Origin of the sequence: Paraburkholderia sp. J63, assembly GCF_905220245.1 — a bacterium.
GTDB lineage: Bacteria > Pseudomonadota > Gammaproteobacteria > Burkholderiales > Burkholderiaceae > Paraburkholderia.
The window spans coordinates 100,711-114,433 of record NZ_CAJMZF010000005.1 but is presented as its reverse complement, the minus strand read 5'-3'; the positions used below and the strand labels follow the sequence as shown (position 1 = coordinate 114,433).

The window sequence follows — 13,723 nt, the reverse complement described above, 5'->3', positions numbered from 1 at the left end:
GCGATACCACCCCGCGTCGGTCAGGTCACGTGGCAGCCCCGGTGCGCCGCGCGCCATGTGCGAGCGCGGGAGGCACGGAAGGCGGCCTGGGTGACTTGCATCGTTACTTCGTGATCGGCCTGGTCACGTCGATGCCGAACCACTTGTCCGAGATCTTCGTGAAGGTGCCGTCGGCTTCGAGTTGCGTCATGGCGTCGTCGATGGCCTTGGCGAACTTCGGATTGCCCTTCTTGAACGGAATGGCCGACGGGTTGCCGTCGCCGACGATCGCGCCCGTGCGCAGCGGCAGTTGCGAGTTCTTCAGCAGGTAGGCGAGCATCAGGCGGTCGTTGAGCGCCGCATCGAGACGGCCGGCCGCGAGATCGCGCAGATATTCGGGCGCACCGGGATAGGTCTTCACGTCGATGCCCGGCACCGACTTCGCCATGTCCATGTAGTTGGTGCCCAGACCCACGCCGAGCTTCTTGCCCACGAGGTCCTGGAGCGACTTGAACTGGCGCGTATCGTCCTTGCGCTGGATGAGCTGCGCGGCCGAATACGTATAGGCCGGCGAGAAGTCGAGCACGGCCTTGCGCTGATCGGTGACGCCCACCTGGTTGACGATCACATCGAATTTGCCCGCCTGCAGACCCGCGATGATGCCGCTCCATTCGGTCGTGACGAATTCGGGCTTCAGGCCCATCTTCGCCGCCACGGCCTTGGCGATATCGACGTCGTAGCCAACCAGATCGCCATTGGGCGCTTTCGAGTTGAACGGCGGGAAGGTGCCTTCGAGACCGATGCGCAGCGTGCCGCGCGCCTTCGCCTGATCGAGCAGGTCTTCGGCGTGGGCGCTCGCTGCAACGAACGATGCGCCCACGAGTGCGAGCGCAAGGAGCTTTTTCAGCAAAGCGACTTTCATTGTTTTCCTCTTGTTTTGCTGCGTTTTTGCGGCAAACCCGGGATGTCCCTCTGGACCGGGTTTGCCGTCTTCAGGGCCGGCGGCGCCTCCGATGCGCCGCACATGGCCTGAAACTATAGCCTCACGCGCGGCCCGAGGCCAGCGCCCGCGCGCATTCGGCCACGAGCGCCGGGCCGCGGTAGATGAAACCCGTGTAGAGCTGCACGAGCGAGGCGCCCGCGGCGATCTTCGCGCGCGCGTCCTCACCCGAGAAGATGCCGCCCACGCCGATGATCGGCACCTGCTCGCCCAGCTCGGCGCGCAGCTTGCGGATCACTTCGTTCGAGGCGTCGAAGACGGGACGGCCCGAGAGACCGCCGGCTTCGTTCGCGTTGGGCAGGCCCTCGACCGCGGCGCGCGAAAGCGTCGTATTGGTCGCGATCACGCCTTCGATCTTGTGGCGCACGAGCGTGTCGGCGATCTCCTTCACCTGCTCGTCGTCGAGGTCCGGCGCGATCTTGAGCGCGAGCGGCACGAGCTTGCCGTGCAGATCGGCGAGACGCTGCTGCTTGTCCTTGAGCGCGGCGAGCAGGGCGTCGAGCTCGCCCGCGCCCTGCAGCTGGCGCAGATTCTTCGTGTTCGGCGACGAGATGTTGATTGTCACGTAGCTCGCGAACGGATAGACGCGCTCGAGGCAGAACAGATAGTCGTCGGCGGCGCGCTCGATCGGCGTGTCGGCGTTCTTGCCGATGTTCAGGCCGAGGATGCCGCGATAGCGCGCGGCCTGCACGTTCTTCACGAACTGCTCGACGCCGTGATTGTTGAACCCCATCCGGTTGATGATGCCGCCCGCCTCGGGCAGACGGAAAATGCGCGGCCGCGGGTTGCCCGGCTGCGGACGCGGCGTGACCGTGCCCACTTCGACGAAACCGAAGCCCAGCGCGGCGAATCCATCGATGGCGGCGCCTTCCTTGTCGAGGCCCGCGGCGAGGCCCACCGGATTGCGGAACGTGAGGCCCATGACGGTGCGCGGCGAGTCGGGCACGCGCGGCGCGAGAAGGCTTGCCATGCCCGTGCGGCCCGCGGCGCCGATCATGCGCAGGGAGAGGTGGTGGGCGTCTTCCGCGTCCATGCGAAAGAGCCCGTCGCGGACGAGCGGATAAAGGGTACTGAACACGGGGAAAAGGCGCGGGCGCCGGAAAATGAGAACCCGCTATTTTAGCGACAAAGTTCGCGGCGAAGTCCAGAACAAAGGGCGGGGTGCGCGGCGCACGCGAATGAGATGCCTGCCGTGAGATGGCTCGCGGGGTCCGGCGCCCGGCGCCGGCTGGCTAACTATCGGAGTCAGTCTCGGTGGGGCCGAGAGCGCACCAGACGCCGTCGAACAGGCCTTCGAGCGGCTGAAAACGCGCCTTGTAGGCCATTTTCGGGCTCTCGCGTATCCAGTAGCCGAGATAGACGTAGGGTAGTTGCAGACTGCGTGCCTGCTCGATTTGCCAGAGGATGTTGTAGGTGCCGTAGCTCGTGTGCGGCGTGTCGGGCTCGAAGAACGTGTAGACCGAGGAAAGCCCGTCGCCGAGGATGTCGATCATGCTCACCATGCGCAGCAGGCCCGGCTCGTCGGGGTGCTGGACATCGGGCTCGCGAAATTCCACGAGGCGCGAGTTAATCCGGCTTTGCAGCAGGAACTGCTCGTACTGGTCGCGGCTGTCGCGGTCCATGCCGCCGCCCGCGTGCCGCGCCGACTGGTAGCGCATGTAGAGCGCGTAATGCGCCTCGTCGTAGTGGAGCGGCGCGACTGTCGCCACGAGATCGCCGTGGTGCTTCCAGCAGCGGCGCTGGGTACGGTTCGGCGTGAAGCGCTCGACCGGCACACGCACCGGCACGCAGGCGCGGCAGCCGTCGCAGTAGGGACGGTAGGTGAAGACACCGGAGCGGCGGAAGCCCGCCTTCACGAGGTCGGTGTAGACGTCGGAGTTGATGAGATGGCTGGGCGTCGCCACTTGCGAGCGCGCGATGCGCCCCTCCAGATAGCTGCAGGGGTAGGGCGCCGTTGCATAGAATTGCAGCGCGGAAAGCGGTGAAAGCGGCAGCTCGTTTGGATGCGTCACGTTGGCAGCTCTCGTAGCAGTTCGGAGCGTCGCGCAGGGCAAATGCGACGTTTTCTCCTTGCATACTAACATCGACGCCAGGCGCGCATCCATCGAATTGCGCGCCGCCGCCCATACGCGGCGGGCGTGAGCGCGGTTCAGAATGTCGATACGGTGCGGTTATCCGCATGGTGCTGGCCGACCCAGTCGGCGAGCACGCCCTTGTCGAAACGCCAGCCGATCGAGGGCGCGCTCACCGTCGCACGCACGTGCGCGATGAACGCCTTGCGCGCGATCTCGCGCCCCCCGAGCGAGGCCAGATGCGCGGTGTTCTGCTGGCAGTCGATCAGCTCGACGCCGTTGCGGCGCAGATGCGCGACGAGCGCGGCGAGCGCGATTTTCGAGGCATCGGTGACGGAGGCGAACATCGACTCGCCGAAGAACATCTTGCCGAGCGAGACGCCGTAAAGGCCGCCCACGCGCTGGCCGTCGAGCCAGGCTTCGATGCTGTGCGCGTCGCCGATGCGGTGCAGGCTCGAATAGGCGTCGATCACGTCGGCGGTGATCCACGTGCCACGCTGGCCGCGACGCGGCGCGCTGGCGCAGGCGCGCATCACGGCGGCGAAATCGTTATCGACGCGAATTTCCCAGGCGGGGTCGCGCAGCACGCGCTTGAGCGTCTTTCTGAGCGAGGGCGAGACCTTGAACGCGTCGGGACGCAGGATCATGCGCGGATCGGGACTCCACCAGAGCACGGGCTGGCCGTCCGAATACCACGGAAAAATGCCGTGCCGATAGGCGTCGACGAGGCGCGAAGGCAGCAGGTCGGCGCTTGCGGCAAGCAGACCCGGCGCGCCGCTCGACGCGCCAAGGGCGCGCTCGACGGGCGGGAACGGGTCATCGGGCGAAAGCCAGGGCACCATCGCCGGACCGGGAATCAGCCGTCGCGCAGGGAGCGCAGGACGTCGCCCGTATGCAGGCCGTAGCTACCCGACTGGCGGTCGGCGAAGAAGAAACGCAGGGTTTGGCCAACGGTGGGGAACGCAATGTCGTCCCACGGGATTTCGTGTTCTTCGAAGAGGCGCACTTCGAGGCTCTCTTCGCCAGCGGCGACGTCGATGTCGAGCAGGCGCGCGAGATAGAACAGATGCACCTGATGCACGCGCGGCACGTTGAGCAGCGAAAAGAGGCTCTGCACCTCGACGCGCGCGCCGGCTTCTTCGAGCGTCTCGCGCGCTGCGGCTTCCGACGTCGTCTCGCCCATCTCCATGAAGCCCGCGGGCAGCGTCCAGTAGCCATAGCGCGGCTCGATCGCGCGGCGGCACAGCAGCACCTTGTTTTCCCAGACGGGAACGGTGCCGACCACGTTGCGCGGATTCTGATAGTGGATGGTGCCGCACTGCGGGCAGACGTAGCGTTCGCGATTGTCGCCGGGCGGAACGAGCAGGCTGACCGCCTGACCGCAAGTCGAGCAGAATTTCATGGGCACGATAGGGGGATGGGTGATGCGAGTGTATCACCGCGGGAGCGGGTGACGGGAGCGGGCACAAATGGCGGGTATTGGGGCTGCGTGTCATTCGCCGATGCCGGAAAACAAAAAAGGGTTACACGCTGATGCGTTGTAACCCTTGATTGCGTCTGACCGACTTGGACTGCTTCGATGCTTTGGTTGCGGGGGCAGGATTTGAACCTGCGACCTTCGGGTTATGAGCCCGACGAGCTGCCAGACTGCTCCACCCCGCGTCCGTCAGAGAAAATAATTATAGGGTAAATCCTGCGGCAATGCAACAGCAATTGACGAATAACTTTCTGGCCGGTTGCACAAACATTGCGGCGCGCGCCAGCAAGGCGGCATGCGGCCCGGCGACGCGGGGCGCCAGGCTAGAATCGGGGCTCGGTCGCCGCGGCAGGCAGCGCGTGCCGCCGGGTCGTTTTTCTCCGTCTCGTCATCTGCCTCACAAGGCCCCCATGGACATCGCCCTCGATCTGCAATCGATAGCCGCGCAAGAAAACGCGCTGGTGTTCCCCCGTTTCGACGCCGATCGCGCCTGGCAGCTCGGCACCCTGTTGCGCGAGCTTGCCGTCGCGCGCGCGCACGCGGTCGTCATCGACATCCGCACGTTCGGTCAGCCGCTGTTCTTCTGCGCGCTCGCCGGCACGACGCCCGAGAACATCGAGTGGGCGCGCCGCAAGTCGCGCGTGGTCGAGCACTTTCGCCGCAGTTCGTACGCGATCGGCCTGCGCATGCAGCAGTCGGGCGCCACGCTCGCCGAAAAGAACGGCCTGCCTGTCGCCGATTACGCCACGCACGGCGGGGCGTTTCCGCTCAGCGTCGCGAGCGCGGGCGTGATCGGCTCGGTAACGGTCTCCGGTCTGCCGCAGCGCGCCGATCACGAGCTCGTGGTCGAGGCGCTGTGTGCGCATCTCGACGCCGACTACAGCAAGCTCGCGCTTGCAAAGGCCTGACGCGATGCGCATGTCTCCCTGGCTCATCCTCGCCATTGCCATCGTCGCGGAAGTCATCGCCACGTCCGCGCTGCGCGCCTCGAACGGTTTTTCGCGGCTCGCGCCTTCGGCCGTGGTCGTCGCCGGTTATGGCGTGGCGTTCTACTGCCTTTCACTCACGCTCAAAAATCTGCCCGTCGGCATCGTCTATGCCGTCTGGTCCGGCGTGGGCATCGTGCTCATCACGCTCGTCGCGGTGGTGCTCTACAAGCAGGTGCCGGATCTGCCCGCCGTGCTCGGTCTCGGGCTCATCGTGGCGGGCGTGCTCGTGCTGAATCTGTTTTCGAAGATGCAGGCGCACTGAGGCGTATTGAGGCGCATGCCGATAAAGGCCGCCCGATGCACAAGCGGCGGCTCAAGCGATTTCGAGCGGCATCATGCGATTTCGTGCGGCCTGGGCTCAGCGCTCGGGCGGCACGATGCGGATGCCGCAGCCCGCGACGGTCTCGCGGCTTCGTTCCCCTTCGGGCGTGGCTGCGTCTTCCCACAGGCTGATCGCGCGCGCGACGTCGATGCCGTTTTGCTGGGCGTAGGTGAACCAGCGGCTCGCGGCCTGCGGCTCGGGTATCTCGCGGCTTTCTTCGAAGTATTGGCCTCTGAGGTGCGATTCCATCGTCATTGTTCTTCCGTGGCTCCACGCAGAGCGTGCTTGCAATAATGAAAGGGTCGTGTGGCGCACACTTCACTCGCGCCGGTCATGCGCCAGTGTTGCAGGTTCCGCGCTCATCCGTCCATCCGTCGCCGGTTTCCCGATGTCATGCATCGGCCCCTCAGTGGCGCGCTGCGAGTAACATGGAGCGCGATCCCGCCGTCCGCCGGCGCGGATTTTCTTCTGCAGATTTCCCAACGGGGCTGGACATGGATATCCGTTTTCCTTCCGAGGCGCCGTCCTGGCACGATTCGAATCTCACGGTGGTGTTTCCCGCGCTGGTGGACGGCGCGCGCGTGCCCTGCGCGATCTCCGTCGAGGCGCTCGAAGATCATTTCGGCGCGCCGGGCGTGGGCCGCGAGGCGTGGATGCAGGCATTCGACGCGGGGCGCACGCGCATCGAAGCCGTGGCGCGCGCGCATCTCGAACTCAGCAACGGCACGCCCGTCCTGCTCAAAAGCGGTCATTTCCCGCCGGGTCCTTTGTTGTCCTGACGATGTTACGCATGCTGTGGACCGATATGTACCGATGAACAGCGCTGAAGCGAAAGATCTTCGTGCCGCCGCGCTTCGCGTGGCACTACGCGCGCGGATACTCGATGCCGCGCGCCGCATCGTGACGCGTGATGGATTTGAGGCGCTTTCGATGCGCAAGCTTGCCGAAGCGATCGGCTATTCGCCCGCGTCGCTCTACCTGCATTTCGAAAGCCGCGACGAGATTGCCCGCGCGCTCGGACGCGAAGGCTTTGCGCAACTGCTTGCGCAGCTCGAACCGCTCGGGGCGATCGACGACCCGCGGGAGCGGCTGCATGCGCTTGCGCATGCCTATGTCGCGTTCGGATGCGCACATCAGCAGGCTTATCGGCTCATGTACCGGGAGCCGGAGGAGGGTGGCCGTGCGGGCGCGCATGGGGCGACGCGAGCGACGGTTGCCACCGTGACGCCTGCAGAACACGAACTGCCTTGCGAAGAGGCTGCCCGCATGGCGGACCTGTTCGCGGATGCGCTCGAAGCGCTCGCCGCGACCGGGAACTGGCGCCATGGCGCGCGAGGCGATTCCGCTCTGCTCGCGCGCGCGTTATGGGCGATGCTGCATGGCGTGGTCGCGCTTTCGCAGCTTGGGCCGGGCTTTGCGCACGAGGCGTCGCTGACGCTGATCGTCGATGCCGCGCTCGACGGCTGGCTGGGCGCGTCCGCGGCAAAGAATGGGGACGCAGCAGCACAGCACAACGCACCGCCGCCGCCGGCGCGTACGGCGAAGAAAACACCGGACTGCCCATCGTGATAGCCTCCTCAGGCGCCGTTCGCGGTTCGTGTCATGGGAGCATGGCGCGCGCCGGCGCCCGACGCGTCTTTTCATAGTGCTTTCATCGCCGCCCGATTGCCATGTCACAGGAAGCCACCGCAAGCGCCTTCGCCGCCGATCCAGGGCCATATGTGCTCACGCAGGTCACGAACCGCATCGGCTTCATCGAACTCGATCGTCCGCAGGCGCTCAATGCGCTTTCCACGTCGATGATCCGCGCGATGCAGGCCGTGCTCGACGCGTGGCGCGACGATCCCAAAGTGCTTGCCGTGATCGTGCACACGCGCCATCCGCGCGCGTTTTGCGCGGGCGGCGACATCCGCTTTCTCTACGAGTCGTACCGGGCCGGCGATCAGGCCGCGATCGATACGTTCTTCACCGAGGAATACCGGCTCAATCACGCGATCTTCAGCTATCCGAAGCCTTATATCGCGCTGCTGGCGGGCGTCGTGATGGGTGGCGGCATGGGGATTTCGCAGGGCGCGCATCGCACGGGCGGCCTGCGCGTGGTGGGCAGCACGACGCGCATGGCGATGCCCGAGACGCGCATCGGGCTCTTTCCCGATGTCGGCATGGGCTGGTTCCTCGCGCGCACGCCGGGCGCGCTCGGCCGCTATCTCGCCGTGACCGGAGAAACGATCGACGCCGATAGTGCGCTATACGCAGGTCTCGCCGACGTATTTATCGACGAGGCCGCGCGACCTGCTTTGCTCGACGCGTTGCAGAGCGAGTCATTCGCTTCGGGTGTGGAAATCGTCGAGCGGATTCGCGGCGCGGCCGCTGCAAGCGACGAGGTGGAGGAGGGCGCTCCGCGCTCCGCGCTGGCCGTTGCGCGCGCATGGATCGATCAGCACTTTTCGCGGCCCTCGGTGGCGGCGATTCTCGTGTCATTGGAGAGCATGCAGCGCGACACGGCCGACGCGCATGGCGCATGGGCCGAGCAGACCGTGAGGATATTGCGCGAGCGCTCGCCATTGTCGATGGCGGTGTCGCTGGAGGCGGTATCGCTCGCGGAGGGTTCGATGGCCGACGTGCTGCGCCGCGATCTCGATCTCACGCGATCGAGCTTTGCGCAGGGCGACGTGATGGAAGGCATACGCGCGCGCATCATCGACAAGGACAACGATCCGCACTGGCGCTTTGCGCGCATCGGGGACGTATCGCTCGCCGACGTCCAGGCGATGTTCAGGAGCCCATGGGGTGCGGCGGAGCATCCGCTGCGGGCGTTGCCGGATTAAACCCGCGGCAAGGCGCGGGTGCACTGCGACGTGACGCGCGGCGCGCTCGCGTCCCGCGCCGCGCACGGAAACCGGCTCAGTCCTCTTCGGTTTCGCTCATGAAGGCGCGCATGAACACGAGCGCGCCCCAGCCCCAGACCGCATTCGACGCGAAGCCCATGGCCACGCGCGGCAGCATGTTGCCGCTCGGCCAGATGCCGCGCAGCGGATCGATCACGAACAGCATGGCGGCCGTGAGCACGATGCCGCCGAACACGAACGCCTGCACCCACGGCGCGGGGCGCGATGGCGAGATGCGCAGCAGCCACGTCATCGGGATGGCCCACAGGGCGCTCCAGATCGCGTTGACGAGGAATTCGGGCAGGCCGATCGGGGCGAACGGCTCGGTGGAGAATCCGGCCGCGTCGATGACCTGCGCCGCGTGAAGGAGCGCGAGTGTCGCTTCGCGAAAGAACAGCGAGGCCAGAAAGCCGGATACGAACGGCAGAATCAGTTTTTGCATGAGGTGCGAGGGTTGCGTGGCACGGACCGCGCATGCCCAAAAAAGGCGTGAAAGCGCGGCCGGCCGGTTTATTGTCGATGTGGGCGCCATTATATCGGCGCGCCGCGCCCGTGATTGCCCTTGCGTATGCTAAAGCGTCGTGTAAAGCACGAAAGTGGAAAACCTAAGCTCAAAAAAATCGTTCAAAACGCTTAGGGCCAACCCTAGACTGAGTCCCCATGAAGACGGCGCCGCCGTCACGGCCCGTCCGGTTCCGCAGATTCCGCAGGCTTCTGCCGGCCGCGTTGCTGGCTTCCCGGCTTTCCGGTCCTTGCAATCGCGCGCCGCGCTTCGTGCACCGGGCGTGGCCGGCGCCGCGTCCCGAACTTTTCCGTCTCACGTCTCGAACAAAAAGCAGGAGCAACGCATGAATGTGTTCTGGTTCATCCCGACCCATGGTGACAGCCGCTATCTGGGGACGGCCGAAGGCGCGCGCGCCGCTGACTTCGCGTACTTCCAGCAGGTGGCCGTCGCGGCCGATACGCTCGGCTACGACGGCGTCCTGCTGCCGACGGGCCGTTCGTGCGAAGACGCATGGGTCGTGGCATCGAGCCTGATCGCCGCAACGCGGCGCCTGAAGTTCCTCGTCGCGATCCGCCCGGGTCTGTCGTCGCCGGGACTGTCGGCACGCATGGCCGCGACTTTCGACCGCCTTTCGAACGGACGCCTGCTCATCAACGTCGTGACCGGTGGCGATGCCGCCGAGCTCGAGGGCGACGGCGTGTTCGTCGATCACGATACGCGCTACGAAATCACCGACGAATTCCTGCATATCTGGCGCAAGCTGCTCGCCGCTTCGCACACGAACGAGGCGATCGATTTCGAGGGCAAGCACTTGAGCTCGAAGGGCGGCAAGGCGCTCTATCCGCCGGTGCAGTATCCGCATCCGCCGCTGTGGTTCGGTGGCTCGTCGCCGGCTGCGCACGAGATGGCGGGCGCGCATATCGATACCTACCTGACGTGGGGCGAGCCGCCCGAAGCCGTCGCGAAGAAGATCGCCGATATCCGCGCGCGCGCCGAGCAGCATGGCCGCAAGATCCGCTTCGGCATTCGCCTGCACGTGATCGTGCGCGAGACCGAAGAGGAGGCGTGGGCCGCCGCCGAGCGCCTCATCAGCCGCGTCGACGACGAGACCATCGCGCGTGCACAGACGGCATTCAACAAGATGGATTCGGAAGGGCAGCGCCGCATGGCCGCGCTGCACGGCGGCAAGCGCGGCACGCGCAAGGAGCTGGAGGTGTACCCGAACGTGTGGGCGGGCGTGGGCCTCGTGCGCGGCGGTGCGGGCACGGCGCTCGTCGGCAATCCTGAGCAGGTCGCCGAGCGCATGAAGGAGTACGCGCAGCTGGGTATCGAGACCTTCATCCTTTCTGGTTACCCTCATCTTGAGGAATCCTACCGTTTCGCCGAGCTGGTGTTTCCGCTGTTGCCGGGGCGCGAGGCGAAGACGGCGGGCGGTCCGCTCTCCGGGCCGTTTGGCGAAGTGGTCGGCAATCAGTATCTGCCGAAGGTGAGCCAGAGCTGAGCGCTAGTCGATCGGCCGGCGAGTAGCGGTGCACATGCCGCTGCCCGCACGGCGAGAAATAGACAGGAGAACATACCGATGACTCAATCCGCTGTGACGGCCGCCGGCGCCGCTGGCGTGGGTGCTGTCCCGCGCCAGCGGCGGCCACTGGCTTTCTATGGACGCAAGGCGTTCTTGCGCATCGCGCCCTGGCTCGTGCCGCTCGCGATCCTGGCCGCGTGGGAGCTGGCCGCGCGCAGCGGCGTGCTCTCCACGCGCGTGCTGCCCGAGCCGCTCGCGGTCGTGAAGGCCGCATGGTCGCTCATCGAATCGGGCGAGATGCTGGAGGACGTACGCGTGAGCACGTGGCGTGCGATTTCGGGCTTCGCGATCGGCGGCGGCATCGGCCTCGCGCTCGGGCTGGCCACGGGTCTTTTCAAGCCTGTCGAGACCGCGCTCGATTCGACCGTCCAGATGATCCGCAACATTCCCGCGCTCGCGATGATTCCGCTCGTGATCCTCTGGTTCGGCATCGAGGAGGAAGCGAAGGTATTTCTGGTCGCGCTCGGTGTGTTTTTCCCGGTGTACGTGAATACGTTCCATGGCATCCGCTCGGTGGACGGGAACCTCATCGAGATGGCGCGCAGCTACGGCCTTAAGGGCTTTGCGCTCTATCGCGAAGTGATCCTGCCGGGGGCGCTGCCGTCGATCCTCGTCGGCGTGCGGTTCGCGCTCGGACTGATGTGGGTGACGCTGATCGTCGCCGAAACGATTTCCGCTCAGTCGGGCATCGGCTACATGACGATGAACGCGCGCGAGTTCCTCCAGACCGACGTGGTGGTGGTCGGCATTCTGCTCTACGCGGCGCTCGGCAAGCTCGCCGACTGGCTTGCCAAGTGGCTCGAGCGCGTCGCGCTGCGCTGGCACCCCGCTTATCAACAAGGGAGCGACGCATGAGCGCCAGCACGTTGGCAACCCATTTCGGTGGCGTGGCGGGCCGCGATCTCGAAGCCGAGGTCGAATTGCCGCGGACCCAGGAACGCGAGGCGCACGAAGCCGACGAGCCACGCGGCACGTGGCGCGCGGATGCCGGCCATGACGTCCAGGGCACCAGGGGAACGGCACAAACGGCGACGGCGCGCAGCGACGCGCGCGCGTACGACCCCGCCGTGGAGTTGCGCGGCGTGGGCAAGCGTTATGGCGAACGCGTCGTGCTCGACAGCTTCGATCTCTCGATCGAGCGCGGCAGCTTCGTGGCGATCGTGGGACGCAGTGGCTGCGGGAAATCCACGCTGCTGCGCCTCGTGGCCGGGCTCGAGGCGCCCGATGCGGGCGAACTGGAACGGCGCGGCGAGCACGGGACGGCGCTCGAGACGCGCATGATGTTTCAGGACGCGCGGCTCCTGCCGTGGAAGACAGTGCTCCAGAACGTGATGCTGGGACTCGGCCGCGGAGCGCGCGACGATGCACGCGCCGTGCTCGACGAAGTGGGTTTGCTCGCGCGCGCCGACGAGTGGCCTGCCCGGCTCTCGGGCGGGCAGCGCCAGCGCGTGGCGCTCGCGCGGGCGCTGGTGCACCGGCCGAGCCTGCTGCTGCTCGACGAGCCGCTAGGCGCACTCGACGCGCTCACGCGCATCGAAATGCATGCGCTGATCGAGCGTCTCTGGCGCGAGCATCGCTTTACCGCATTGCTGGTGACGCACGACGTTCATGAGGCCGTCGCGCTGGGCGACCGCATCCTGCTGGTGGAGCAGGGCCGCATCGCACTCGATCAGCGCGTGCCGCTCGAACGCCCGCGCGCCCGCGCCGATGCGCGCTTCGCCGCGCTCGAAGAGCGTGTGCTCCAGCGCGTGCTGGGCAGCGAGACGCCCGCGCATACGCAGGCACCGCGTACGCATGAAACGCCTCACGGCCTGCGTCCCGCGGATGTGCGCTGGGCGCTCTGAACACCTTGCCAATCATCTGCACTCCATAATTTTTATCTATCCATTTGGGAGCCGACTCAATGAGCATTTCCGCCATCAACGTGCGCAACCAGTTCCGCGGTAAGGTCAGGGAGATCATCCGCGGGCCGGTGGTATCGGAAGTCGACGTCGACACGCCGTTCGGCGTGGTCACCTCGGTCATCACGACACGCTCGATCGACGAACTCGAACTGAAGGTGGGTTCGGAAGTTGTCGCGCTCGTGAAATCGACGGAGGTGTCGATCGCACGCCTGTGAGCGTGCATGAGCGGTTTCGCCCGAGGGCGGCGCGCCCGGCGTGGAAGTGCTACGATGGACCGGCAGCCACGACGGAGAGACGATCATGGAGCCGAAAGGCATCGACATGGGCGACTACGAGGAGCGCTACAAGGACTACGACATCGAGGTCGCGGTCGAACAGGTGCTCACGGGCGTGAAGGCGCATTTTCGCGTGCTCAAGGCCGGCGCCCTGGTGAGGGACTGGCAACTCGTCCATATCGACCGCCTCTGGTCGACCGAGCACGCCGCCGCCGAGGCGGGTTTCGAAGCGGCCCGCGCGTGGATCGACAGCGGCGCCGCGCAATGAGGGTTGGCCGCGTTGTGCGGCGGCGATGCCGGCACTGCGCGGCGCGGCGATCAGACGGGATTCGCGCTGCTTTTGCGCGGGTCCGGATAGTGGCGCGTCTGGTTGAATTTATCGGGGCCGACGAATAGCAGCGCCACCATGCCGAGCTGGCCCAGCGGCAGGGCCGCCATCAGCCACCACCACCAGCCGCTCACGCCGATATCGTGCAGCCGGCGCACCATGGCGGCAATCGGAATCCAGAACGCCACGCAGACAATCACGACGCCGAGGATCACGGCCGGCAGCGTATCGCCGAGCCCGCCTTCGGGCATGAAAGCGTCGAGCGCGACAATGAAGAGCAGGAACAGCGCCATCGTGGTGGCATATTCGCGGCGCGTGGCGCGGCCGGAGAGCGTGAAGCGTCGTTCGAGCCATTTTTCCATGGTTATCGATTTGTCCGTGTCGATTGAGTTGCTGGAGTTT

Annotated in this window: 18 protein-coding genes and 1 tRNA gene; 10 read left to right on the top strand and 9 right to left on the bottom strand. The window is 66.1% G+C overall.

Annotation, left to right across the window (positions count from 1 at the left end; translation table 11 throughout):
• Positions 1-103: 103 nt before the first annotated feature.
• The 6 genes from U5775_RS07885 to U5775_RS07860 all read right to left on the bottom strand — a co-directional run bounded on the left by U5775_RS07885 (position 104) and on the right by U5775_RS07860 (position 4,713).
• Positions 104-901, bottom strand: a complete 798-nt coding sequence (locus U5775_RS07885; protein WP_322057560.1) for a transporter substrate-binding domain-containing protein — start codon at positions 899-901, stop codon at positions 104-106.
• A 121-nt stretch (positions 902-1,022) separates the two neighbouring features.
• On the bottom strand, positions 1,023-2,057 hold the full coding sequence (locus U5775_RS07880) for a quinone-dependent dihydroorotate dehydrogenase (protein ID WP_322057559.1): 1,035 nt from the start codon (positions 2,055-2,057) through the stop codon (positions 1,023-1,025).
• Between the two features lie 154 nt (positions 2,058-2,211).
• The gene (locus tag U5775_RS07875) at positions 2,212-2,991 is read right to left on the bottom strand and encodes an arginyltransferase (RefSeq protein WP_322057558.1); all 780 of its coding nucleotides are present in this window, start codon (positions 2,989-2,991) and stop codon (positions 2,212-2,214) included.
• 137 nt (positions 2,992-3,128) lie between these two features.
• Positions 3,129-3,893: a leucyl/phenylalanyl-tRNA--protein transferase gene (gene aat, locus U5775_RS07870; RefSeq protein WP_322057557.1), complete on the bottom strand. Its 765-nt coding sequence runs from the start codon at positions 3,891-3,893 to the stop codon at positions 3,129-3,131.
• Positions 3,894-3,907: 14 nt separating this feature from the next.
• Positions 3,908-4,453: an NUDIX hydrolase gene (locus tag U5775_RS07865; RefSeq protein ID WP_322057556.1), complete on the bottom strand. Its 546-nt coding sequence runs from the start codon at positions 4,451-4,453 to the stop codon at positions 3,908-3,910.
• Positions 4,454-4,636: 183 nt separating this feature from the next.
• Positions 4,637-4,713 (bottom strand) — tRNA-Met (locus tag U5775_RS07860).
• A gap of 225 nt (positions 4,714-4,938) precedes the next feature.
• Between U5775_RS07860 and U5775_RS07855 the strand changes: the two genes are divergently transcribed.
• Both U5775_RS07855 and U5775_RS07850 read left to right on the top strand, forming a co-directional pair.
• A complete protein-coding gene (locus tag U5775_RS07855; protein ID WP_322057555.1) occupies positions 4,939-5,436 on the top strand; it encodes a heme-degrading domain-containing protein in 498 nt (165 codons plus the stop codon).
• A gap of 10 nt (positions 5,437-5,446) precedes the next feature.
• On the top strand, positions 5,447-5,779 hold the full coding sequence (locus tag U5775_RS07850; protein ID WP_415913533.1) for a DMT family transporter: 333 nt from the start codon (positions 5,447-5,449) through the stop codon (positions 5,777-5,779).
• A gap of 96 nt (positions 5,780-5,875) precedes the next feature.
• On the opposite strand, the gene U5775_RS07845 is transcribed toward U5775_RS07850, so the two are convergent.
• Positions 5,876-6,094 (bottom strand): hypothetical protein, encoded by a 219-nt coding sequence (locus tag U5775_RS07845; protein ID WP_322057553.1) that lies wholly within the window; start codon positions 6,092-6,094, stop codon positions 5,876-5,878.
• Positions 6,095-6,333: 239 nt separating this feature from the next.
• Here U5775_RS07845 and U5775_RS07840 point away from each other — a divergent pair, with 239 nt between their 5' ends.
• From U5775_RS07840 to U5775_RS07830, 3 genes are all read left to right on the top strand, one after another.
• Positions 6,334-6,618, top strand: coding sequence for a DUF1488 domain-containing protein (locus tag U5775_RS07840; RefSeq protein ID WP_322057552.1), 285 nt, complete (start codon positions 6,334-6,336; stop codon positions 6,616-6,618).
• Positions 6,619-6,652: 34 nt separating this feature from the next.
• A complete protein-coding gene (locus U5775_RS07835) occupies positions 6,653-7,408 on the top strand; it encodes a TetR/AcrR family transcriptional regulator (protein WP_322057551.1) in 756 nt (251 codons plus the stop codon).
• Positions 7,409-7,509: 101 nt separating this feature from the next.
• Entirely contained in the window at positions 7,510-8,667 is a 1,158-nt protein-coding gene (locus U5775_RS07830) for an enoyl-CoA hydratase/isomerase family protein (RefSeq protein WP_322057550.1), read from the top strand.
• Positions 8,668-8,743: 76 nt separating this feature from the next.
• Here the strand turns inward: U5775_RS07830 and U5775_RS07825 are convergent, their stop codons facing one another.
• Positions 8,744-9,169 carry a hypothetical protein gene (locus U5775_RS07825; protein WP_133193883.1) on the bottom strand — a complete coding sequence of 142 codons (426 nt, stop codon included), beginning with the start codon at positions 9,167-9,169 and terminating at the stop codon, positions 8,744-8,746.
• 406 nt (positions 9,170-9,575) lie between these two features.
• Here U5775_RS07825 and ssuD point away from each other — a divergent pair, with 406 nt between their 5' ends.
• From ssuD to U5775_RS07800, 5 genes are all read left to right on the top strand, one after another.
• The gene (gene ssuD / locus U5775_RS07820; protein ID WP_322057549.1) at positions 9,576-10,733 is read left to right on the top strand and encodes an FMNH2-dependent alkanesulfonate monooxygenase; all 1,158 of its coding nucleotides are present in this window, start codon (positions 9,576-9,578) and stop codon (positions 10,731-10,733) included.
• 78 nt (positions 10,734-10,811) lie between these two features.
• A complete protein-coding gene (gene ssuC / locus U5775_RS07815) occupies positions 10,812-11,669 on the top strand; it encodes an aliphatic sulfonate ABC transporter permease SsuC (RefSeq protein WP_322057548.1) in 858 nt (285 codons plus the stop codon).
• The gene (locus U5775_RS07810; RefSeq protein ID WP_322057547.1) at positions 11,666-12,658 is read left to right on the top strand and encodes an ATP-binding cassette domain-containing protein; all 993 of its coding nucleotides are present in this window, start codon (positions 11,666-11,668) and stop codon (positions 12,656-12,658) included. The genes ssuC and U5775_RS07810 overlap by 4 nt, the downstream gene beginning before the upstream one ends.
• 59 nt (positions 12,659-12,717) lie before the next feature.
• Positions 12,718-12,933 (top strand): TOBE domain-containing protein, encoded by a 216-nt coding sequence (locus tag U5775_RS07805; RefSeq protein WP_028216757.1) that lies wholly within the window; start codon positions 12,718-12,720, stop codon positions 12,931-12,933.
• 85 nt (positions 12,934-13,018) lie between these two features.
• Positions 13,019-13,261: a DUF6566 family protein gene (locus U5775_RS07800; protein ID WP_322057546.1), complete on the top strand. Its 243-nt coding sequence runs from the start codon at positions 13,019-13,021 to the stop codon at positions 13,259-13,261.
• Positions 13,262-13,311: 50 nt separating this feature from the next.
• On the opposite strand, the gene U5775_RS07795 is transcribed toward U5775_RS07800, so the two are convergent.
• Complete coding sequence (locus U5775_RS07795; protein WP_322057545.1) at positions 13,312-13,683, bottom strand: DUF805 domain-containing protein; 372 nt, start codon at positions 13,681-13,683, stop codon at positions 13,312-13,314.
• Positions 13,684-13,723 lie beyond the last annotated feature (40 nt).

Bases quoted from the DNA above. Each gene is read 5' to 3' on its own strand.
- U5775_RS07885 (WP_322057560.1), bottom strand. From the start codon at position 901: ATGAAAGTCGCTTTGCTGAAAAAGCTCCTTGCGCTCGCACTCGTGGGC.
- aat (WP_322057557.1), bottom strand. From the start codon at position 3,893: ATGGTGCCCTGGCTTTCGCCCGATGACCCGTTCCCGCCCGTCGAGCGC.
- U5775_RS07865 (WP_322057556.1), bottom strand. From the start codon at position 4,453: ATGAAATTCTGCTCGACTTGCGGTCAGGCGGTCAGCCTGCTCGTTCCG.
- U5775_RS07855 (WP_322057555.1), top strand. From the start codon at position 4,939: ATGGACATCGCCCTCGATCTGCAATCGATAGCCGCGCAAGAAAACGCG.
- U5775_RS07850 (WP_415913533.1), top strand. From the start codon at position 5,447: ATGTCTCCCTGGCTCATCCTCGCCATTGCCATCGTCGCGGAAGTCATC.
- U5775_RS07845 (WP_322057553.1), bottom strand. From the start codon at position 6,094: ATGACGATGGAATCGCACCTCAGAGGCCAATACTTCGAAGAAAGCCGC.
- U5775_RS07840 (WP_322057552.1), top strand. From the start codon at position 6,334: ATGGATATCCGTTTTCCTTCCGAGGCGCCGTCCTGGCACGATTCGAAT.
- U5775_RS07835 (WP_322057551.1), top strand. From the start codon at position 6,653: ATGAACAGCGCTGAAGCGAAAGATCTTCGTGCCGCCGCGCTTCGCGTG.
- U5775_RS07830 (WP_322057550.1), top strand. From the start codon at position 7,510: ATGTCACAGGAAGCCACCGCAAGCGCCTTCGCCGCCGATCCAGGGCCA.
- U5775_RS07825 (WP_133193883.1), bottom strand. From the start codon at position 9,169: ATGCAAAAACTGATTCTGCCGTTCGTATCCGGCTTTCTGGCCTCGCTG.
- ssuD (WP_322057549.1), top strand. From the start codon at position 9,576: ATGAATGTGTTCTGGTTCATCCCGACCCATGGTGACAGCCGCTATCTG.
- ssuC (WP_322057548.1), top strand. From the start codon at position 10,812: ATGACTCAATCCGCTGTGACGGCCGCCGGCGCCGCTGGCGTGGGTGCT.
- U5775_RS07810 (WP_322057547.1), top strand. From the start codon at position 11,666: ATGAGCGCCAGCACGTTGGCAACCCATTTCGGTGGCGTGGCGGGCCGC.
- U5775_RS07805 (WP_028216757.1), top strand. From the start codon at position 12,718: ATGAGCATTTCCGCCATCAACGTGCGCAACCAGTTCCGCGGTAAGGTC.
- U5775_RS07800 (WP_322057546.1), top strand. From the start codon at position 13,019: ATGGAGCCGAAAGGCATCGACATGGGCGACTACGAGGAGCGCTACAAG.
- U5775_RS07795 (WP_322057545.1), bottom strand. From the start codon at position 13,683: ATGGAAAAATGGCTCGAACGACGCTTCACGCTCTCCGGCCGCGCCACG.